The 18,878-nt window shown below is 75.7% G+C and carries 23 protein-coding genes; 9 read left to right on the forward strand and 14 right to left on the reverse strand.

From position 1 onward, the window contains the following. Positions 1–43 precede the first annotated feature (43 nt). The 3 genes from ACI78S_RS04075 (at position 44) to ACI78S_RS04085 (ending at position 3,197) form a co-directional block, all read left to right on the forward strand. Complete coding sequence (locus tag ACI78S_RS04075) at positions 44–1,171, forward strand: NDMA-dependent alcohol dehydrogenase (RefSeq protein ID WP_456970931.1); 1,128 nt, start codon at positions 44–46, stop codon at positions 1,169–1,171. A gap of 125 nt (positions 1,172–1,296) precedes the next feature. Further along, positions 1,297–2,187 (forward strand): AAA family ATPase, encoded by an 891-nt coding sequence (locus tag ACI78S_RS04080; protein WP_456970932.1) that lies wholly within the window; start codon positions 1,297–1,299, stop codon positions 2,185–2,187. Between the two features lie 92 nt (positions 2,188–2,279). Next, positions 2,280–3,197, forward strand: coding sequence for a vWA domain-containing protein (locus ACI78S_RS04085; RefSeq protein ID WP_456970933.1), 918 nt, complete (start codon positions 2,280–2,282; stop codon positions 3,195–3,197). A 19-nt stretch (positions 3,198–3,216) separates the two neighbouring features. On the opposite strand, the gene ACI78S_RS04090 is transcribed toward ACI78S_RS04085, so the two are convergent. From ACI78S_RS04090 to ACI78S_RS04120, 7 genes are all read right to left on the reverse strand, one after another. Further along, positions 3,217–3,663, reverse strand: a complete 447-nt coding sequence (locus tag ACI78S_RS04090; RefSeq protein ID WP_456970934.1) for an MOSC domain-containing protein — start codon at positions 3,661–3,663, stop codon at positions 3,217–3,219. A gap of 121 nt (positions 3,664–3,784) precedes the next feature. After that, on the reverse strand, positions 3,785–4,459 hold the full coding sequence (locus ACI78S_RS04095; protein ID WP_456970935.1) for an ATP-dependent Clp protease proteolytic subunit: 675 nt from the start codon (positions 4,457–4,459) through the stop codon (positions 3,785–3,787). Next, a complete protein-coding gene (locus tag ACI78S_RS04100; protein WP_456970936.1) occupies positions 4,456–4,722 on the reverse strand; it encodes a helix-turn-helix domain-containing protein in 267 nt (88 codons plus the stop codon). Before ACI78S_RS04100 ends, ACI78S_RS04095 begins: the two co-directional genes overlap by 4 nt. Positions 4,723–4,797: 75 nt before the next feature. Further along, entirely contained in the window at positions 4,798–5,919 is a 1,122-nt protein-coding gene (locus tag ACI78S_RS04105) for an XdhC family protein (RefSeq protein ID WP_456970937.1), read from the reverse strand. Between the two features lie 59 nt (positions 5,920–5,978). Beyond that, the gene (locus ACI78S_RS04110) at positions 5,979–7,106 is read right to left on the reverse strand and encodes a vWA domain-containing protein (protein WP_456970938.1); all 1,128 of its coding nucleotides are present in this window, start codon (positions 7,104–7,106) and stop codon (positions 5,979–5,981) included. Then, positions 7,099–8,010, reverse strand: coding sequence for an AAA family ATPase (locus ACI78S_RS04115; protein ID WP_456970939.1), 912 nt, complete (start codon positions 8,008–8,010; stop codon positions 7,099–7,101). The genes ACI78S_RS04110 and ACI78S_RS04115 overlap by 8 nt, the downstream gene beginning before the upstream one ends. A gap of 113 nt (positions 8,011–8,123) precedes the next feature. Further along, entirely contained in the window at positions 8,124–9,020 is an 897-nt protein-coding gene (locus ACI78S_RS04120; RefSeq protein WP_456971021.1) for a DUF2382 domain-containing protein, read from the reverse strand. A 315-nt stretch (positions 9,021–9,335) separates the two neighbouring features. On the opposite strand from ACI78S_RS04120, the gene ACI78S_RS04125 reads away from it, so the two are divergent. Beyond that, the gene (locus tag ACI78S_RS04125) at positions 9,336–10,145 is read left to right on the forward strand and encodes a DUF3097 domain-containing protein (protein WP_456970940.1); all 810 of its coding nucleotides are present in this window, start codon (positions 9,336–9,338) and stop codon (positions 10,143–10,145) included. Positions 10,146–10,246: 101 nt separating this feature from the next. Here ACI78S_RS04125 and ACI78S_RS04130 read toward each other — a convergent pair whose 3' ends face one another. The 3 genes from ACI78S_RS04130 to ACI78S_RS04140 all read right to left on the reverse strand — a co-directional run bounded on the left by ACI78S_RS04130 (position 10,247) and on the right by ACI78S_RS04140 (position 13,336). Beyond that, positions 10,247–11,086: an aldo/keto reductase gene (locus ACI78S_RS04130; RefSeq protein WP_456970941.1), complete on the reverse strand. Its 840-nt coding sequence runs from the start codon at positions 11,084–11,086 to the stop codon at positions 10,247–10,249. Positions 11,087–11,195: 109 nt separating this feature from the next. Next, positions 11,196–12,074: a tryptophan 2,3-dioxygenase gene (locus tag ACI78S_RS04135; protein WP_456970942.1), complete on the reverse strand. Its 879-nt coding sequence runs from the start codon at positions 12,072–12,074 to the stop codon at positions 11,196–11,198. 5 nt (positions 12,075–12,079) lie between these two features. Further along, a complete protein-coding gene (locus ACI78S_RS04140; protein ID WP_456970943.1) occupies positions 12,080–13,336 on the reverse strand; it encodes an MFS transporter in 1,257 nt (418 codons plus the stop codon). 280 nt (positions 13,337–13,616) lie between these two features. Between ACI78S_RS04140 and moaA the strand changes: the two genes are divergently transcribed. The 5 genes from moaA to ACI78S_RS04165 all read left to right on the forward strand — a co-directional run bounded on the left by moaA (position 13,617) and on the right by ACI78S_RS04165 (position 16,567). Continuing rightward, positions 13,617–14,666 (forward strand): GTP 3',8-cyclase MoaA, encoded by a 1,050-nt coding sequence (moaA, locus tag ACI78S_RS04145; protein WP_456970944.1) that lies wholly within the window; start codon positions 13,617–13,619, stop codon positions 14,664–14,666. Then, positions 14,663–14,902, forward strand: a complete 240-nt coding sequence (locus tag ACI78S_RS04150; protein WP_456970945.1) for a MoaD/ThiS family protein — start codon at positions 14,663–14,665, stop codon at positions 14,900–14,902. The genes moaA and ACI78S_RS04150 overlap by 4 nt, the downstream gene beginning before the upstream one ends. A gap of 19 nt (positions 14,903–14,921) precedes the next feature. Continuing rightward, positions 14,922–15,137, forward strand: coding sequence for a hypothetical protein (locus ACI78S_RS04155; protein WP_456970946.1), 216 nt, complete (start codon positions 14,922–14,924; stop codon positions 15,135–15,137). 4 nt (positions 15,138–15,141) lie between these two features. Further along, a complete protein-coding gene (locus ACI78S_RS04160) occupies positions 15,142–15,987 on the forward strand; it encodes an SMP-30/gluconolactonase/LRE family protein (protein WP_456970947.1) in 846 nt (281 codons plus the stop codon). 64 nt (positions 15,988–16,051) lie between these two features. Further along, complete coding sequence (locus ACI78S_RS04165) at positions 16,052–16,567, forward strand: GAF domain-containing protein (RefSeq protein ID WP_456970948.1); 516 nt, start codon at positions 16,052–16,054, stop codon at positions 16,565–16,567. Between the two features lie 10 nt (positions 16,568–16,577). Here ACI78S_RS04165 and ACI78S_RS04170 read toward each other — a convergent pair whose 3' ends face one another. From ACI78S_RS04170 to ACI78S_RS04185, 4 genes are all read right to left on the reverse strand, one after another. Further along, positions 16,578–17,135 carry a DUF308 domain-containing protein gene (locus tag ACI78S_RS04170; protein WP_456970949.1) on the reverse strand — a complete coding sequence of 186 codons (558 nt, stop codon included), beginning with the start codon at positions 17,133–17,135 and terminating at the stop codon, positions 16,578–16,580. Positions 17,136–17,219: 84 nt separating this feature from the next. After that, a complete protein-coding gene (locus ACI78S_RS04175) occupies positions 17,220–17,642 on the reverse strand; it encodes a molybdenum cofactor biosynthesis protein MoaE (RefSeq protein ID WP_456970950.1) in 423 nt (140 codons plus the stop codon). 20 nt (positions 17,643–17,662) lie between these two features. Continuing rightward, positions 17,663–18,232: a nucleotidyltransferase family protein gene (locus tag ACI78S_RS04180; RefSeq protein WP_456970951.1), complete on the reverse strand. Its 570-nt coding sequence runs from the start codon at positions 18,230–18,232 to the stop codon at positions 17,663–17,665. Continuing rightward, positions 18,229–18,834 (reverse strand): TetR/AcrR family transcriptional regulator, encoded by a 606-nt coding sequence (locus ACI78S_RS04185; protein WP_456970952.1) that lies wholly within the window; start codon positions 18,832–18,834, stop codon positions 18,229–18,231. Before ACI78S_RS04185 ends, ACI78S_RS04180 begins: the two co-directional genes overlap by 4 nt. Positions 18,835–18,878: the final 44 nt, after the last annotated feature.

Consider the following 18,878-nt stretch of genomic DNA (forward strand, 5'->3'; position numbering starts at 1 on the left):
GCCGTCCGGGCCCTCACCGACGAGGGCGACGAGGAGGTTCCCTGTGCCCGTAGAGACACGCGGCGCGATCATCCGCGAAGCACCCGGCACGTTCGAGGTCGTCGACCTGATCTCCGACGATCCCCGCCCCGGCGAGATCCAGGTCAAGCTGGCCGCCTCGGGCATGTGCCACTCCGACGACCACCTGGCCACCGGCGACATCCCCGTGGCGCACTACCCCATGTGCGGCGGGCACGAGGGCGCCGGCGTCGTCACGGCGGTCGGTCAGAACACGAAGGGCTTCACGGAGGGCGACCACGTCGTCTTCTCGTTCCTGCCGGCGTGCGGCCGCTGCCGGTGGTGCGCCAGCGGCATGTCCTACCTGTGCGACCTCGGCGCCGGCCTGCTCGTGGGCGCCCGCTTCGACGACCTGGAGAGCTTCCGCTTCCAGACCACCGACGGCACGCCGGTCGGCCAGATGTGCGGCCTCGGCACCTTCTCCGGCTACACCACGGTGAACGCGGAGTCCGCCGTCAAGATCCCGGACGACATCCCCCTGCAGGTCGCCTGCCTCACCGGCTGCGGCATCGGCACCGGCTGGGGCTCGGCGGTGAACGCGGCGGACGTCCAGCCGGGCGACACGGTCATCGTCATGGGCGTCGGCGGCATCGGCATCAACGCCGTGCAGGGCGCCGCCTACGCCGGCGCGAGCCACGTCATCGCCGTGGACCCGGTCGCGTTCAAGCGCGAGAAGGCGCAGGAGCTGGGCGCGACGCACGCCTACGAGGGCATCGAGGAGGCCGCCGACTTCGCCCGCAGCGTCACCAACGGGCAGGGCGCGGACAAGGCCATCGTCACCATCGGCGTCACCACGGGCGAGCACGTCGCGCAGGCGTTCTCGTCCATCCGCAAGGCCGGCACCGTCGTCGTCACGGGCCTCGGCGACATCACCGAGGTGGGCCTGCCCATCTCCATCGGCGAGCTGACCCTGTTCGCCAAGGAGATCAAGGGCGCGATGTTCGGCGACTCGAACCCGCACACCGACATCCTCAAGATGCTGCGCCTCTACCAGGAGGGGCACGTCAAGCTCGACGAGCTGGTCACGAAGACCTACACCCTGGACGAGGTCAACCAGGGCTACGAGGACATGCACGCCGGCAAGAACATCCGCGGCGTCATCGTCTACGACTGAGGAAGACCTCGCTGCCCCCCCCGCGCCTCGCACGCCCGGCGCGGGACCCTGCAGCGAGGCCGTCCCAGCGCCTCCTCCCCCGCGGTGCCGCGGGGGAGGAGGCGCTCACGTGGGGAGGAGGCCCGGTGGGGACGACGACCGCCTCGCGGCTCGACGCCGGCGGCATGGTGCGCGTCGCCCGCGAGCGGGTGGTCGCCCGCGTGCGGGAGGCCGAGGTCGTCGCCGCGGCGCTGGCGGCCGGGCGCAACGTCGTCCTCGAGGGACCGCCGGGCACCGGCAAGACCACGCTGCTGCGCTCGCTGGCCGACGGCGCCGGCGTCCCGCTGGTCCTGGTCGAGGGCAACGCCGAGCTGACCCCGACCCGGCTGGTCGGCCACCACGACGCCTCCCGCGTGCTCACCGAGGACTACCGGCCGGAGAACTTCGTGCCCGGCCCGCTCACCCGGGCCATGACCGAGGGCGCGCTGCTCTACGTCGAGGAGTTCAACCGGGTGCCCGAGGAGACGATGAACGTCCTCCTCGGGGTGCTGTCCGAGCGCGAGATGCACGTGCCCCGCTACGGCCGGGTGGCCGCCCTCCCGACGTTCCGGCTGGTGGCGGCGATGAACCCGTTCGACGCCGTCGGCACCGCGCGGGTCACCCCCGCGCTGCACGACCGCTCCTGCCGGGTGGCCATGGGCTACCAGGACGAGGACGCCGAGCTGGCCGTCGTCGCCGCGACGACCGGCGCGCCCGCCGAGCTGGTGACCCGCGCGGTGCGGGCGGTGCGGCTCACCCGCGACCACCCGGAGCTGCGCATCGGCGCCTCGGTGCGCGGCGCGATCGACACCGTGCTTATCGCCCGCGAGCTCGCCGTCGTCCGCGGCCGGGAGGGCGTCGACGACGGCACGGGGCTGGACGCCGCGCTGGCCGCGCTCACCGGCAAGGTCACCGTCGCCGACGGCGTCGCCCGCCCGGTGGAGGACGTCGTCGCGGACATCTGGCGACGGGCCGGTGAGGCGCCGGGAAAAGCCTGACGCCGGAGGACGCCCCGGCCTCCGGTCCCTCCCCGGGTCCACCCCCGGGCGGCCGCCCGCGGCCGCCCCGCGTCGTCGAGAACCCCGCCGAGGTGGAGGAGCTGCTGCGCGCCTCGGCCGCCCGCCGGGCCAGCCGCGACCAGCTCTCGCGCAGCAACCCCGACTTCGACGCGGTCTCCCCGGCGGCCGGCCGGCTCGACGCGGCCGCCGTCGCCGAGCTGGCCGCCCGCGACCCCGACGCCGCGCTGCGGGTGCTCGCCGCGGCCGCGCGCGCGTTCGACCCTGCGCTGCGCGCCGCCGCGCGGGCGCTCGCGGCCCGGTTGCCGGTGGGCCGGTCGCGGGTCGGCGTCCCCGACCGGCCGGGGGTGTCCCGGATGGTCACGCGGCCGGACGCCACCGGCTCGGACGTCGACCTCGACGCCAGCCTCGCCGCGCGCGGCGGGGACCCGCGCTGGCGCGCCGACCACCTGCGCACCCGGGGCTGGCGCTCGACCGGCCGGGCCACGCTGCTGCTGGTCGACGCGTCCGGCTCGGTCGCCGGCGACCAGCTCGCCACCGCCGTCCTGACCGCCGCGGCGCTGGCCCAGCGCCTGCGGCCGGGCGACGAGCTGGGCGTCGTGGCGTTCTGGTCGAGGGCGGTCGTGCTGCGGCCGCTGTCGGGCGACCCACGGGTGGACGTCGTGGTCGACCGGCTCTGCGACCTGCGCGGCGGCGGCACCACCGACCTCGAGCTCGCGCTGCGGACGGCGGCGGCGCAGGTGGCCCGCTCCCCCGTGGCCGACCGGTCGGTGCTGCTGCTCTCCGACGGGCTGGCCACCGACAGCCCCGACCCCACCTCGGCCGCCTCGGCGCTGGCCCGGGTGCCGGCGCGGCTGTCGGTGCTGGCCCTGTCGGGCGAGGACGAGGCGATGGCCTCCTGCGCCGCGCTGGCGGCGGCCGGCGGTGGGCGCGCGGCGCCGCTGCACCGGCCGTCGGAGGCGCCGGCCGCCGTCCGCGACCTGCTCGGCTGAAGCGGGCCGACCCGCGCGGTCAGGAGCGGCGGTGCGGCAGGAGCCGGTGGACCGCGCCCGCGCGGGCGGCCTCCAGCGGGACGGCGGAGCGCAGCACGGCCGGGCCCAGCCGCAGCAGCCCGTCGGACAGGGCGGCGCAGCGGACCCCGGCCCGCCCGCGCAGCCCGCGGTGCGCGCCGGGGGCCAGGACGACGTCGAGCCAGGCGCAGGGGTTCGCCGGCCGCCCGCCGCGCAGCCGCACCACCCCGGCGCCGCAGTCGAGGGAGAACTCCTGCCCGCGCAGCGCCTCCACCTCGGCGCCGCGCAGGACGACGTTGCGGCGGGCGAGGAGCGCGTCGGGCACGGGCACCCCGAGCTCGGCGGCGAGCTCCTCCACCGCCTCGGCGGCCAGCACGGTGACCTGCGCGTCCCGGTGCGCCGGCTGGCCGAAGTAGCGGTCGCCCACGACGCCGGCGCCGGCCCGCACCTCGAGCTCGGTGCGCCGGTCGCCGTCCTGGGGCGGGACCGTCGTCCCCGGCCGGCCGTCGTAGCGGTGCTCGCGCGAGGCGAGCAGCCCGACGACCTCGACGTCGTACCGGTGCGGGAGGTCAGCGCTCAGGGTCGACCAGCCCGTACTCCCGCGCCTCCTCCGCCGACAGCAGCCGGCCGGCGCGCATGTCGGCGGCGATCTGCTCGGCGTCGCGCCCGGTCGCCGCGGCGAGCCGCTCCTGCAGCCGGCGCACCTGCCGCGCGTGCTCGGCGGCGAGGGCCTCGACGTCCCCGGAGAGCCCCCGGCGGGGGCCGCGCGGCTCGGTCAGCTGGAACACGGCGTGCGCGCCGGCGGCCCGCCGGTCGCAGACGGCCAGGACGACGACCGCCACGCCGCGCAGCGCGCCCAGGCTCGTGGCGTGCACCGGCGCGCCCATCAGGTCGAGGGCGTCGACCAGGGTGAGCGCGGCCTCCACGTCGGCGCTCACCCCGGAGAGGCGCAGCTGCACCGGCTCGTCGCCGGAGGAGTCGAGCAGCGCCAGCTCGGCGACCGCCCGGTTGACCGCCTCGGCGTCGAGCTCCCCGGCCAGCGCCACGACCCGCCGCTCGAGCAGCCGCTCGGCCAGCCAGTCCGCCGTCTCCACGACGACGGACATCGAGGTGGACGGGCCCGGCGCGGCCGGCCGGGGCTCCGGCTGCCACGGCGTGCGCGGGAACTCCGGCGGCCCGGGCGGGAAGGGCGGCTGCGGCGGGCCGGGTGGGACCGGCGGCCAGGCACCTGCGGGTCGGGTCATGGCGACTCCTCGGACGGTCGGACCTGCCACTCGACGGTGCGGCCGAGCGCGGCCGCGTAGCGCTCCAGCGTCGACAGCCGGGCGTCCAGCTCGCCGCTCTCCAGCCGGGCGACGGCGGACTGCGAGGTGCCCATGCGCGCCGCGATCTCGGTCTGGCTCAGCTCGCTCTCGCGGCGGGCGCGGACCAGCTCCTCGATCAGCTCGCGCCGGCGCTCACCCCGACCCTCCAGGCCGGGGAAGCGGCTGCGGCGCGCCGGCGGCATACCGGAAACGGTATACCTCTTCGGCTATACCGGGCCAGCCCTCCGCGACCGGGTCGCCGATGCGGGCAGGGCCGGTCAGCGCTCGGCGGTGCGGTGGATGGGGCCCTCGGTGCCGGACAGGCGCTCACCCGAGCCGCCCCAGCGCCCGGCGATGATCTCCGCGGCGATGGACACCGCGGTCTCCTCCGGCGTCCGCGCGCCGAGGTCGAGGCCGATCGGCGAGGACAGCCGTGAGAGCTCCTCCTTCGACAGCCCCGCCTCCTCCAGCCGCGCCAGCCGCTCGTCGTGCGTGCGCCGCGACCCCATGGCACCGACGTAGGCCACCGGCAGCCGCAGCGCGACCTCCAGCAGCGGGACGTCGAACTTCGGGTCGTGGGTGAGCACGCAGAGGACGGTGCGCTCGTCGATCCGGCCGGCGTCGACCTCGGCCTGCAGGTAGCGGTGCGGCCACTCGACGACCACCTCGTCGGCGTCGGGGAAGCGCTTGGGGGTGGCGAACACCGGCCGGGCGTCGCAGACGGTGACCCGGTAGCCGAGGAACGAGCCGACCCGCGCGACCGCGGCGGCGAAGTCGATGGCGCCGAACACGACCATCCGCGCCGGCGGGGCGAAGGAGTTGACGAACAGCTCGAGCTCGTCGCCGCGGCGCTCGCCGTCGTGGCCGAAGTGCAGCATCCCGGTGCGGCCGGCGGCGAGCATGCCGCGCGCGTCGGCGGCGACGGCGTCGTCGAGGCGCTGCAGGCCGAACGTGCCCGACGCCCGGTCGGGCCAGAGCACCATCCGCCGGCCGAGGCGGTCCTCCGGCCCCTTGACGCAGGTGACGACGGCGACCGGCTCGTGCCGGTCCACGGAGTCCTTGACCTCGCCGAGTTCCGGGAAGGACTCGCGCGACACGGCCTCGACGAACACGTCGAGGATGCCGCCGCAGGTCAGGCCGACGGCGAACGCGTCGTCGTCGCTCACCCCGTACCGCTGCAGGACCGGCTCCCCGGTCTCGACGGCGTCCTTCGCCTCCTCGTAGACCGCGCCCTCGACGCAGCCGCCGGAGACGCTGCCCACCGCGGTGCCGTCGGGGCCGACCAGCATCGAGGCGCCGGCCGGCCGCGGCGCGGAGCGCCAGGTGGCCACGACGGTCCCCATGCCGACGGTCTGCCCCGCCTGCCACCAGCCGACCAGGTCGTCGAGCACGTCACGCATCGCAGCTCCCTTCGGAGTGCCACGGCGCGGGATCCGCGCCCGTGGCACTCCACAACGTCTCACGCACGGCCGATCACTCCCGACAGCTCCTCGAACGCCGCGAGGCTGTGCCCGGAGACGAAGTGGTCGACCGACGGCAGCGCCGCCCGCATGCCGCCGGTGAGCGGTTCGTAGCCCTCGCGGCCCTTGTGCGGGTTGACCCAGACCACCGCGTGGGCCAGCCGCCGCAGCCGGGCCATCTGCTCGCCGAGCAGCTCGGCGCCGCCGCGCTCCCAGCCGTCGCTGCAGATCACCACCACCGCGCCGCGTGCGGTCCCGCGCTGCCCCCACCGGTCGAGGAACGCCTTGAGCACCTCGCCCAGGCGGGTGCCGCCCGACCAGTCGGGGATCGCCGACCCGCTGGCGGCCAGCGCCTTGTCGGGGTCGCGCAGCCGCATCTCCCGGGTCACGCGGGTCAGCCGGGTGCCGATGGTGAACACCTCGGTCGACGCCGGCCGGGCGCGGACGGCGACGTGGGCGAACCGCAGCAGCGCGTCGGCGTACGGGCTCATCGAGCCGGACACGTCGACCAGCAGGACGACGCGCCGCGGCCGGGGCGCCGCCCGCCGGTGCAGCAGCCGGGTGACCTCGCCGCCGTCGCGCAGCGCCCGGCGCACCGTGCGCGCGGGGTGGACGGCGCCCTGCGGGTTCGGTCGCCGGCGCCGGGAGGGACGCATCGGCGACGCCGGCCGCAGCAGCGTGAACAGCCGCCGCAGGTGCTCGCGCTCGGCGACGGTGAGCTCGGAGACGTCCCGGTGGCGCAGCACCTCGGCGGCGCTGGCCTGCGCGGCCAGCTCCGAGGCGTCGTCGCGCTGCTCGCCCTCCCCCGAGCCGACGTCCAGCGGCGCCATGGCCGAGACGATCTCCCGGTCGCGCGGGGCCGGGGGCGCCTGCCGGGGCCGGTCGCCGCCGAACCAGGCGGCGAACGCAGCGTCGTAGCGGTCCAGGTCGTCCGGGCCGGCGCACAGGGTCAGCCGGCCGGCCCAGTACACGTCGGTGGCGTCCAGGACGTCCAGCGAACCGACGGCGGCCAGCATCGCCTCCACCCGGTCCGGTGAGGCGGCCACCCCGGCGGCGCGCAGCGTGCGGGCGAAGCCGAGCAGCGTGTCGACGACGTCCCGGGCCGTCGCCGTGCCGGCCTCAGCCACCGAACAGCGCCCCCCGGACCATCGAGTGCACCCGCTCGGTGTCCTCGCGGTACTTGAGCACCGCGCCGAGCGTGCGCGCGGCGACGTCGGGGTCGAGGTCGCGGGCGCCGAGGGCGTGCAGGGCCGTCGCCCAGTCCATCGCCTCGGCGATCCCCGGCGGCTTGAGCAGGTCGAGGGTGCGCAGCTTCGCCGTCGCGCGGGCCACCTCGCGGGCCAGCTGGTCGGTGACCTGGGGCAGCCGGCGGCGCAGGATGGCCACCTCGCGGTCGAAGTCGGGGTGCTGCAGCCAGTGGTAGAGGCAGCGGCGCTTGAGGGCGTCGTGCACCTCGCGCGTGCGGTTGCTGGTGAGGATCACCAGCGGCGGCTGCACCGCGCGGACGGTGCCGAGCTCGGGGATCGAGATGGTGAAGTCGCTGAGCACCTCGAGCAGGAACGCCTCGAACTCGTCGTCCGCCCGGTCGACCTCGTCGACCAGCAGCACCGACGGCGAGTCCTCCAGGGCCTGCAGCAGCGGCCGGGCCAGCAGGAAGCGGCGGTCGTAGAGGGAGGCCTCGAGGGCGTCGGGGTTGTCGGTCGCGTGGGCGGCCTCGGCGGCGCGCAGGTGCAGCAGCTGGCGGCCGAAGTCCCAGTCGTAGAGCGCCTGGCTGGCCTCGAGCCCCTCGTAGCACTGCAGGCGGTAGATGGGCCGGCCGGTCACCTCGGCCAGCGCGTGCGCCAGCGCGGTCTTGCCGACCCCGGCCTCCCCCTCGAGGAACAGGGGGCGGTGCATGACCAGCGCGAGGTACGCGGCGGTGGCCAACCCCTCGTCGGGCAGGTAGCCGGTGCCCTCGAGGGCCGCGGCCAGCTTCTCCGGGCTGGAGAGGTCGGAGGGCACATCCTGGGTCGCGACGGTGGGGTCGGTCACGTCCCGAGCATCCCACCCCGCCTGGTCCGGGGCCGGGCATGGGAACGGTGGCCGGCCGAGTCTGGTCCTCGGCCGGCCACCGTCGTCAGCGGCCCTGGTTCAGGGCTGGGCGCTCAGAGGCGCCGGTCGGTGTCGCGGGCGCCGTCCACCTCGATCTCCTCCTTGCGGAGGTCGGCCGAGACGGTCTCGGTGTCGGTGACCGTCTCCTTGTCCAGGCGGACCCGCTCGACCGGGACGGCCTCCTTCTCCACCACCGGGCGCTCGGCGCGGAGGGTGACCTCGTGCTCCTCCTCGCTGATCGCCGGCCCGTCGAGGGCGTTGCCGACGTTGGCGTCGGTGATCGGCTCGCGCTCGACGCGGATCTCCTCGCGGGAGACCGGCACGGTCTCGGTGACGTTCTCGCTGACGACGTACTTGCGCAGCCGCGCCCGGCCGATCTCCTCGGAGCGGGTGCCCACGTTGAGGCGCTCCTCGGACCGGGTCATGGCGTTGTCCGTCGTCGGGCCGGAGGTGTCGTGGCCGACGGTGCCGGTCGCGTCGGTGCCGGTCGTGCCGCCCGCGGTCATGCCGCCGGCGGTCATCCCGGCGGTCCCGGTGCCGGCCATGCCGGTCGTCGACTCGGTGGTCGTGGTCGTCTCCGGGCGGTCGACGCGGCCGACGGTGGTGTCGGTCCGGCCGGTCTCGTAGCCCCCGCTGCCGACGTCCATGCCGTAGTAGCGGTAGAGCTCCTGCTCCTCCTGCGGGGAGAGGTGCCCGTCGGTGTCGATCTTGGGGGCGTCCTTCACCTTGTCCTTGCTCACGGACACGCGTACGCCGTCGTCGGTCAGGTCGGCGTTGCGGATCGGGACGAAGGACTCCTTGGTGCCGAACAGGCCGGTCCGCACCGTCACCCACTCCGGCTGGCCGCTCTCGTCGTCGAGGTAGACCTCGGAGGCCGAGCCGATCTTCTGGCCGGACTCGTCGTAGACGTCGCTGCCGATCACACGGCTGATGGTCTCGGTGCCGATCATGGTCGTGGTCGCTCCCATCTGAGCACTCGTTCGTCGGTCGCACAGATGGGTGACCGGACCTGGCGGGCCGAAACGGCCCGGTCCCGAAGTTCCCCCGCCCCCGGGCGCGCCCTCCGCGGCCGCGCCGTCGCCGCCGGCCCCCGGTGCCGAGCCGCATGGGGCCTGGTCAGAGGCGCGTTCGGCGGCACGGCTCGTGGCCGCCGACCCCGGGGCCGGTGGGTTGAGGGCATCAGGTGACGGGATCGTCCCGGGCGTGTCGCGCTCCGCCCGGCGCGTCGCCCCGGGATCCGGCCGGCGGCTGCTCAGCATGGACGGGTGCCTCCCCGCTCGCCGTACGACAACCTGGTCCACCCGCGCACCGTGAAGAAGCCGGTGCCGCAGGTGGAGGCCGAGAAGGACCTGGTCGTGGAGGACCCGAGCAGCGGGTTCGTCGGCGCCGTCGTCCGGTGCGAGAAGGACGTCGTCCACCTCGAGGACCGCTTCGGAAGGGTGCGCGGCTACCCCCTGGGGCCCGGTTTCTGGGTGGACGGGCGGCCGGTCGTCCTCGTCCGGCCCCGGGTCGCCGCGCCCAAGGCCCCGGCGCGCAGCGCGTCGGGTTCCACCTACGTCGCCGGCGCCAGGGCCCGCGTGGCGCGCGAGGGCCGCATCTACGTCGAGGGCAAGCACGACGCCGAGCTGGTGGAGAAGGTCTGGGGTCACGACCTGCGCGTCGAGGGGGTCGTGGTCGAGCCGCTGCACGGCGTCGACGACCTGCCGGCGATCGTCCGCGACTTCCGCCCCGGCGCCGGGCGGCGGCTCGGGGTGCTGGTCGACCACCTGGTGCGCGGGTCGAAGGAGTCGCGCATCGCCGAGCAGGTGACCGGCGAGCACGCGCTCGTCGTCGGCCACCCGTTCATCGACATCTGGCAGGCGGTCAAGCCGTCCGTCGTCGGCATCCGGGATTGGCCGGCGGTGCCCAAGGGCGAGTCGTGGAAGGACGGCGTCTGCCGCCGGCTCGGCTGGGAGGACGACACCGGCTACGTGTGGAGCCAGCGCGTCCTCGCGCGCGTGCGGACGTGGACCGACCTCGAGCCGGCCCTCATCGGCCGGGTGGAGGAGCTGATCGACTTCGTGACGGGAGAGTGAGCGCGCCCCGCGACGCGGGACCCGGAGGGTCCCCGCCGCGGGGCGCGGTAGGGCTCAGCGGCGCAGGGGGACGGCACCCGGTCGCGCTGTGACGCGGAGCGTCACGAAGGGATCCAGTTGAACGTGTCGGGGTCGGCCCCGGTGCGCTCGCCGCGGTCGAGGCCGGTCAGCGCGGCCATGTCGCCGTCGGAGAGCTCGAAGTCGAACAGCGCGAAGTTCTCCGCCATCCGCTCCCGGTTGACCGACTTCGGGAACACCACGTCGCCGCGCTGGACGTGCCAGCGCAGCACGACCTGCGCCGGGGTGCGGCCGAGCTTCTCGGCGATCGCCACGATGGCCGGGTCGTCGAGCACCTTGCCCTGCGCGATCGGGGACCAGGCCTCGGTCACGATCTCGTGGTCGGCGTTGAAGGCCCGCAGGTCGTCCTGCGCCAGGTAGGGGTGCACCTCGATCTGGTTGACCGCGGGGCGGACCTGGGAGTCGCCGAACAGCCGGCGCAGGTGGTGCTCCTTGAAGTTGGAGACACCGATCGCGCGGCACTTGCCGCCCGCGTAGATCTCCTCCATGGCCTTCCAGGTCTCGATGTAGTCGACGTCGATGCCCGGCAGCGGCCAGTGGACGAGGAAGAGGTCGAGGTAGTCGAAGCCGAGCGCCTCGAGGGTGTCGTCGAAGGCGCGCAACGCCTCGTCGCGGCGGTGGAACGCGTTGCTGAGCTTGGAGGTCACGAAGATCTCCTCGCGCGGGATGCCGGAGCTGCGCACGGCCTCCCCCACGCCCTTCTCGTTGCGGTACATCTCCGCCGTGTCGATGTGCCGGTAGCCGATCTCCAGGGCCGCGGCGGTCGCCTCGGCGGTCTCCTCCGGCTTGATCTGGAAGACGCCGAACCCCAGCTGCGGGATCTCGACGCCGTTGTTGAGCGCGATGGCGGGCACGGGTGCCACAGGTGTTCCTCTCGTCGTCGGACGGGGCGGCGGGAGGCCGGCCGCTCTGCCGGCGCGAGACGCTCTGCCCCGGTGGGACCGCCTACCCGATGACCGGCGGCTCAACCGGTCACAGTTCGGTGCGCGCCTCCCACAGGTCGGGGAAGACCACCCGCGCGGCGCTGCGCTCGAGCCAGGCCAGCCCGGCGGACCCACCGGTCCCAGGCTTGGCGCCCATCGACCGGCGGACGGCGACGACGTGCCGCTGCCGCCAGGTCAGGAACTCCTCGGCCACGTCGGTGAGCGCCTCCCCGAGCGCGAACAGCTCGCTGGTCGGGCGCGGGTCGCGGTAGACGTCGACCCAGAGGGCGGTGACGGCGGGGTGCGCGGGGTGGGTCACGGTCCGGTCGCGGTCGAGCACCTCGTCGGGCACGGGCAGGCCGCGACGGGCCAGGAAGGCCAGGACGTCGTCCTCCAGCGACGGCGCGGCCAGCGCCCGCTGCAGGTCGGCGTGCACGGCCGGCAGGCCCTTGTGCGGGCGGACGACGGACTCGGCCTTGAGCCCCAGCAGGAACTCGACGTGCCGGTACTCGTAGGACTGGAAGCCCGACGCCTCGCCGAGCCGGTCGCGGAAGCCGTTGAACTCGCCGGGGGTGAGCCACAGCAGCGAGCCCCAGGATGCGTTCAGCGAGCGCAGGTGGTGCACCGAGCGCCGGATCGCGGCCAGCGCGCCGTCGAGGTCGTCGACCCGCAGCCGCCGCTGGGCCAGCTCCCACTCGCGGCGCAGCAGCGTGAACCACAGCTCCATGACCTGGGTGACGACGAGGAACGACGGCTCGGCGGGGTGGTCGGTGACCGTGCGCACCAGCGCCTGCAGCTGGCGGACGCCGACGTACTGCTCGTAGGGCGTGGCCTCGGCGAACTCGAGGATCGGCTCCGCCGGGCCGGGGTCGGCGGCGGCCGTCCCCGCCGGGGCGCTGGCGCGGCCGTGCGTGCGTCGGGTGCTCACCCGCGTCAGCATTCCCCGGCGGTCGTCGGCGCCGGAAGGGGCCCCACCACCGGCCGCCTCCGGCGCGGGCGCAGCAGCAGCGGCGCCCCGGCCAGCGCGAGGACCCCGGCCACCCCGGCGGCGAGCGCCGGGACGGCGAAGGCGGGCTCGGCGCCCCAGGCGTCCACCGCCGCACCGGCGACGGCGGAGCCCGCGGTCACGCCGAGGGTCAGACCCGTCGTCGTCCACGACAGCGCCTCGGTCAGCGCCGCCCGCGGCACCCGGGACTCGACCAGCGACGTGCCCGAGACGAGCACCGGCGCGATGGACAGGCCGGAGACGAACGCGACCGGGACGAGCACCGCGAGCGACCCGACGAGCAGCAGCAGCTGCACCGAGACCGCGAAGAACAGCGCGCAGGCGATGTAGCGGGTGACGAGCGTGCCGGGCAGCCGGACGACGCCGTAGGCGAAGCCGGCGACCAGGCTGCCGAGGGCGAAGACGGCGAGCGCCGCCCCGGCCATGACCGAGGCGCCCTGCTCCTCCGCGAAGCCGACCACGACGACGTCCACCGCGCCGAAGACCGTGCCGACGGCCAGGTACACCAGGCCCACGACGAGCACGGTCGGGCTCAGCAGCGCCGCCCGGCGCGACCGGTCCCCCGGTTCCACCACCTGCGGCGGCGGCTCGGTGGCGCGCAGCCGGGCCAGCCAGAGCCCGCCGACGACGCCGAAGAGCAGGCCGGCGAGGAAGCCGACCGGCGGGGCGATCGCCGTGGCGAGCAGGGTGACCAGCGGCGGGCCGACGACGAAGACGACCTCGTCGACCACCGACTCGAAGGCGAACGCCGTCTGCCGGCCGGCGTCGTCGAGGGCGTGCGCCCACCGGGCGCGGACCAGCGCGCCGATGTTGGGCTCGGTCGCGCCGGTCAGCGCCGCGAGGCCGTACCAGAGCCAGTGCGGTCCGTCGGCGACGACCGAGACCACGAACGCGACCCCGAACAGCAGGTAGGCCGCGACGACCCAGCGCAGCACCCGGCCCTGGCCGTGGCGGTCCATCAGCCGCGACCACTGCGGGTTGGCCACCGAGAAGGCCAGCGCCAGCGTGCCGGACAGCGCGCCGGCGAGGCCGTAGCTGCCGGTCTCGCCGGCCACGAGCAGCACGGTGCCGAGGCCGACCATCGGCATCGGGAGCCGGGCGAGCCAGCCGGCGAGGGAGAAGGCGACCGCGCCGGGGACGGCGAACAGCCGCGCGTAGGGCTGGAACAAGGTGCGGGGCGACACGGTTCTCTCGCGCTTCCTGGCCACAGGCGAGTGCGGGGACTGCCCCGCCGGTCCCTCGGGTGGCACCGCGACGGTAGCAACGGGGGCCGACGGGACGCCGCCGGTTTTCGCGGCGCGCACCCGCACGGGCGGGAGCGCTCCCGGTGGGGCAACGTCCCTGCAGCGCACCGGTCCGCAGGTGCGGTGGATCGGCGCGCCGGCCTCCGCGGATGCGGCCTCGACCGGAAGGCGGGTCTCGCGCCCGGCGACGCCGTCCGTCCCCGCGATTACATTCGCGGACGTGAGCGCGACCGATCTGCCGACCCCCTGGGTGCGCCCGCCCGACGGCGTGCCGGGCAGCGGCGGGCTGGTCGACCGGCACGGCCGGGTCGCCACCGACCTGCGGGTCTCGCTGACCGACCGCTGCAACCTGCGCTGCACCTACTGCATGCCGCCCGAGGGCCTGGCGTGGCTGCCCAAGCAGGAGGTGCTCACCGACGACGAGATCAACCGGCTGATCCGGATCGGCGTGGAGCAGCTGGGCATCCGCGAGGTGCGCTTCACCGGCGGCGAGCCGCTGCTGCGCCCCGGGCTGGTCGGGCTGGTGCAGGCCGCGACGGCGCTGAGCCCGCGCCCCGAGGTCAGCCTCACCACCAACGCGATCGGCCTGGCCCGGGTGGCGCCGGCGCTCGCCGGGGCCGGGCTGGACCGGATCAACGTCAGCCTCGACACCCTCGACAGGGAGCGGTTCAGGCAGCTCACCCACCGCGACCGGCTCGACGACGTCCTGGCCGGGCTGGCGGCGGCGCAGGACGCCGGGCTCACGCCGGTCAAGGTCAACGCCGTCCTGCTGCACGGCATCAACGAGCAGGACGCGCTCCCGCTGCTCGACTTCTGCCTCGAGCACGGCTACCAGCTGCGGTTCATCGAGCAGATGCCGCTCGACGCGCACCACGCGTGGACCCGCGGCCGCATGGTCACCGCCGAGGACATCCTCGAGAAGCTGTCGGCGGCGCACCGGCTCACCCCCGACTCCGAGGAGCGCGGCTCCGCCCCGGCCGAGCGGTGGCTGGTCGACGGCGGCCCGGCGACGGTCGGGATCATCGCCTCGGTCACCCGCTCCTTCTGCGGCGCCTGCGACCGCACCCGGCTGACCGCCGACGGCCAGGTGCGCAACTGCCTGTTCGCCCGCGAGGAGTCCGACCTGCGCACGCCGATGCGCGAGGGCGCCACCGACGAGGAGCTGGCCGACCGCTGGCGGATCGCCACGCTGGGCAAGCTCCCCGGGCACGGCATCGACGACCCCAGCTTCCTGCAGCCGGCGCGACCGATGTCGGCGATCGGCGGATGATCACCGTCCGCTACTTCGCCGGGGCCCGGGCGGCCGCCGGCGTCGACACCGAGACCCGCGAGGCCGCCACCCTCGACGAGCTGGTCGGCCAGATCGTCGGCGACCACGGCGAACGCCTGGAGCGGGTGCTCACGGCGTGCTCGTTCCTCGTCGACGGAACCACGATCCGCGACCGCTCGTTGGCGCTGGCGCCGGGCGCGGTGGTGGACGTCCTGCCCCCGTTCGCCGGCGGCTGACCTGCGGGAGGATCTGCGCATGGGCATCGTGGGCAAGGCGAAGGCGAAGTGGGACGAGCTGCTGGGTCGCGCCGAGGAGCTCTACGGGGAGTCGCACGGCGACGCCGCGGCCACCGTCGGCGGCGAGGCGCGCCGCCTCGAGGGCGAGGCCGAGGAGGAGGCCGCCGCGCGCGAGGAGGCCGAGCGCGAGGGCAGGCGCGATCCCGGGGACGACGGGCTGGCCGGCGTCCGCTGACCGGGTGCGCGCCGAGCAGGTGACCGACCCGGTCACCTACCACGGGGAGGGACCGGTCTGGTCGGCCCGCTGGGGCGGGCTGCGCTGGGTGGACATGCTCGCCGGCGACGTGCTCGCGCTCGGCGCTGACGGCGCGGTGTCGCGCCGGCACGTGGGCGACGTCGCCGCGGCGCTGCGGCCCCGGCGGGCCGGCGGCGCGGTGATCGGCGTGGAGCGCGGCTTCGCGCTCGAGGCCGCCGACGGCGCGCTGACCACGCTGCCGCCGCTGTGGACCGACCCGCAGCTGCGCATGAACGAGGGCGGCTGCGACCCGGCCGGCGCGTTCTACTGCGGGTCGATGGCCTACGACCACCGCCCGGGCGCCGGCAGCCTGTACCGCCTCGACCCCGGGGGCGCGGCCACCGTGGTGCTCTCCGGGGTCACGATCTCCAACGGTCTGGACTGGAGCCCCGACGGCTCGCTGGCCTACTACGACGACACGCCCACCCACCGGATCGCCGTCCTCGACTGGTCCCCGGAGGGCGGGCTGACCGGGCGGCGGACGTTCGTGCAGCTGGGGGACGACGAGAACCCCGACGGCCTGACCGTCGACGCCGAGGGCGCGGTCTGGGTGGCGCTGTTCGGCGCCGGCGTGGTCCGGCGCTACACCCCCGACGGGCGCCTGGACGGCGTCGTGGAGGTGCCGGCCCGCCAGGTCACGGCGTGCGCGTTCGGCGGCGCGGCGCTCGACCGGCTGTTCATCACCACGTCGCGGGAGGACCTGGCCCCCGACGACGACCCGCTGGCCGGCTCGCTCTTCGCCGCCGACGTGGGTGTGACGGGCCGGCCGGTGCGCGAGTTCGCCGGCTGATCCCGCCCGGGTCCGACAGGGACCGGAACGTGTCGTTCCGGCCGGATCGGGGAAACAACGACCTATGGGGATCCCCGGGCAGAGCGGGATCGCCGACGTCAGGCCGTGGCCCGACTGGTTGGCCGCGGCCGAGGGCGCCCTGGCGTTCCTGCACGAGCAGTTCGGCTGGGACGTGTGGGCGGTGACCCGGGTCGAGGGCGCGGCCCAGGTGGTCGTGCGCGCCTCCCCGCCCGGCGCCGTCCCGCCGGGCACCGCGTTGTCGTGGGACGCGTCCTTCTGCCGGCAGATGGTCACCGGCCGGGCGCCGCGGGTGGCCACGGTGACCGCCGCCGTGCCCGAGTACGCCCGCTGCTCGGTGGGCCTGGCCGCCGACGTGGCGGCCTACCTCGGCGTCCCGCTGGTGACCCGCGGTGGCGAGCTCTACGGCACGCTGTGCGCGCTGTCCTTCCGGGCGCAGCCGCGGCGGGCCGCGCTCGGCCTGCCGACCGTCGAGTTCGCCGCCCGGATGCTCAGCACGCTGCTGGCGGTCGAGCCGGAGGGGCCGCTGCCCGCACCCCGCGCGGCCACCCCCGACTCCTGAGCCGCCGCGCTCAGGCCGACACGGGCGGCCGGTCCTCCGACCGCACGTCGAGGTGCAGCCGGCCGAACAGCAGCAGGGTGATGCCCTCGGTGAGGAGCTCGACGCCCAGCAGGATGCCCAGCAGCGTGAGCGTCGCGTCCCAGATGTCGAAGAAGATGATCAGCCCGAGGATCGTCGACACCGCGCCGCTGAACAGCAGCGGCACCCGGGCGGCGGGGACCTGCGCGGCACCGACGAGCCGGGTGATGCCGCCGGCCAGGAACAGCGCGCCGGCCAGCAGGGTCAGCGCCAGCGCGCCGACGCCCGGCCGCCGGACGAACATCAACCCGAGCACGAGCAGCAGGCCGCCGCCGATCGCGATCGGCCAGAAACCTCCCTTGCCGATCCGGAGGAAGGCCCCCACGAGGGTGGCGAGGCCGCCGATGACAGCGAACCACCCGATGAAGAGCACCGACACGGTCGTGGCCAGGACCACGTTGCCGAACACGACGAGGCCGGCGAGCACGGCCAGGACGCCCATGACGACGTCCCACCCGGTGCGGCGCCGGCCGATGCTGATCTCCGTCATCTCTCCGCCCCTCTGCCAGGTCGACCGCGATCGTGGTCGCGGGCGGGCGGGGACCACCTCACCCGGCGCGGGTGAGGGAGAGCCTCAGGGGCAGGCGACCCACTCCTCCTCGCCGTCGGTGAAGACCTGCCGCTTCCAGATCGGCAGCCGCTCCTTCACCACGTCGACGAGCTCGGCGCAGGCGGCGAAGGCCTCGCCGCGGTGCGAGGCGCTGACCGCGCAGGCCAGGGCGACGTCCCCGATGCCCAGCAGCCCGATCCGGTGCGAGACGGCGACGGCGTGCAGGCCCGGCCGGGCGGCGAACTCGGCGGCGATCCCGGCGAGCACCTCGGGCGCGGTCGGGTGGCCCACGTACTCGAGCTCGGTCACCGACCGGCCGCCGTCGTGGTCGCGGACGACGCCGGCGAAGGAGACGACGGCGCCGGCGGCCTTGTCGGCCACGGCGTCCTCGTGCTCGGCGACCGACAGCGGCTCGTCGACGACCCGGGCGATCTGCGCCTGACTCACGCCGCGCACGGTACCCGCGCCTACGGCGACGGCGGGACGTCGAGATCGGTGGGGTCGGCCAGACCCGTGCAGTCGACCTCGGTGACCTCGCGGGCGGCGAGGTAGCGGCGGGCGCCCTCGTCGCCGGTGGCCGTCGCGGCCACCCCGGCCCAGTGCTCGCGGCCCAGCAGCACCGGGTGGCCGCGGACGCCGTCGTAGGTGGCGACGGCGAGGGCGTCGGGGGCGGCGTGGTCGGCCAGGCGGCGCACCGCCGCGGAGGTCATGCCGGGCATGTCGACGAGGAGCACGACGGCGGCGTCCACGGCCGCCCCGCCCGGCAGGCCGCGCAGGCCGTCGAGCCCGGTGCGCAGCGAGGAGGCCATGCCGGTCTCCCAGTCGCGGTTGGCCAGCACGATCACGTCCTCCAGCCGCGCCGACCGCCAGACGTCGACCGCCTGCGCGCCCAGGACGACGAGCACCGGGTCGCAGACGGCCTGCGCGACGCGCACGGCGCGCTCGACGAGCAGCTCGCCGTCGACCTCCACGAGCGCCTTGGGCATGCCGTAGCGGCGGCCGCCCCCGGCGGCGAGGACGACGGCGGCGACGCTCACCGGGACACCCTCTCAGGCGCCAGCCCGCGGAGGTGCCGCTCCAGCAGGTCCAGGCCCTCCGCGGGTGGGAGGTGTCCGGGCGAGAGCAGGGTGTGCAGGACCACGCCGTCGAGCAGCGCGTGCAGGCGCCGCGCCTCGAGGTCGAGGTCGAGGTCCGCCCGCAGGAGCCCGCCGTCGGCCAGCCCGCCGAGCACCGCGCGGCAGGCCAGCCCGAGCTCCTCGTGCGTGCGGTCGCGCAGCGCGTGCAGCGCGGGGTCGACCTGGGACTGGGCGACGAACGCCAGCCACACCTCGCTCTCCGCCCGCCGCTGCGCGTCCACGGGGACGAGCTCGGCGAGCAGGCGCAGGACGGCGGACCAGCGGTCGCCGGAGAGGTCGAGCGCCCCGATGCGGGCCCGCACCTGGTCGCCGACCCGGGCCATGGCGAAGGTCAGCAGCTCGGACTGCGTGGTGAACCAGTGCCGCAGCGCGCCGACGCTGGTGCCGGCCTCGGCCGCCACCGCGCGCACCGTCGCGCCGGCCAGCCCGTCGCGGCGGACCACCCGCCACACCGCGTCCCCGAGCTCGTCGCGGCGCCGGTCGCGGTCCACGTGGCGGGGCACCCGGCCGTTGTAGCACAGGTGTACTGCTACCGTTGCGGTACACC

The organism is Geodermatophilus sp. SYSU D00815 (genome assembly GCF_054050035.1).

What these genes read in the sequence shown, in the direction of transcription:
- ACI78S_RS04095 (WP_456970935.1), bottom strand. Translation starts at nt 4,459, where the DNA reads ATGACCCGACCCGCAGGTGCCTGGCCGCCGGTCCCACCCGGCCCGCCG.
- ACI78S_RS04100 (WP_456970936.1), bottom strand. Translation starts at nt 4,722, where the DNA reads ATGCCGCCGGCGCGCCGCAGCCGCTTCCCCGGCCTGGAGGGTCGGGGT.
- ACI78S_RS04105 (WP_456970937.1), bottom strand. Translation starts at nt 5,919, where the DNA reads ATGCGTGACGTGCTCGACGACCTGGTCGGCTGGTGGCAGGCGGGGCAG.
- ACI78S_RS04120 (WP_456971021.1), bottom strand. Translation starts at nt 9,020, where the DNA reads ATGATCGGCACCGAGACCATCAGCCGTGTGATCGGCAGCGACGTCTAC.
- ACI78S_RS04150 (WP_456970945.1), top strand. Translation starts at nt 14,663, where the DNA reads ATGATCACCGTCCGCTACTTCGCCGGGGCCCGGGCGGCCGCCGGCGTC.
- ACI78S_RS04155 (WP_456970946.1), top strand. Translation starts at nt 14,922, where the DNA reads ATGGGCATCGTGGGCAAGGCGAAGGCGAAGTGGGACGAGCTGCTGGGT.
- ACI78S_RS04165 (WP_456970948.1), top strand. Translation starts at nt 16,052, where the DNA reads ATGGGGATCCCCGGGCAGAGCGGGATCGCCGACGTCAGGCCGTGGCCC.
- ACI78S_RS04170 (WP_456970949.1), bottom strand. Translation starts at nt 17,135, where the DNA reads ATGACGGAGATCAGCATCGGCCGGCGCCGCACCGGGTGGGACGTCGTC.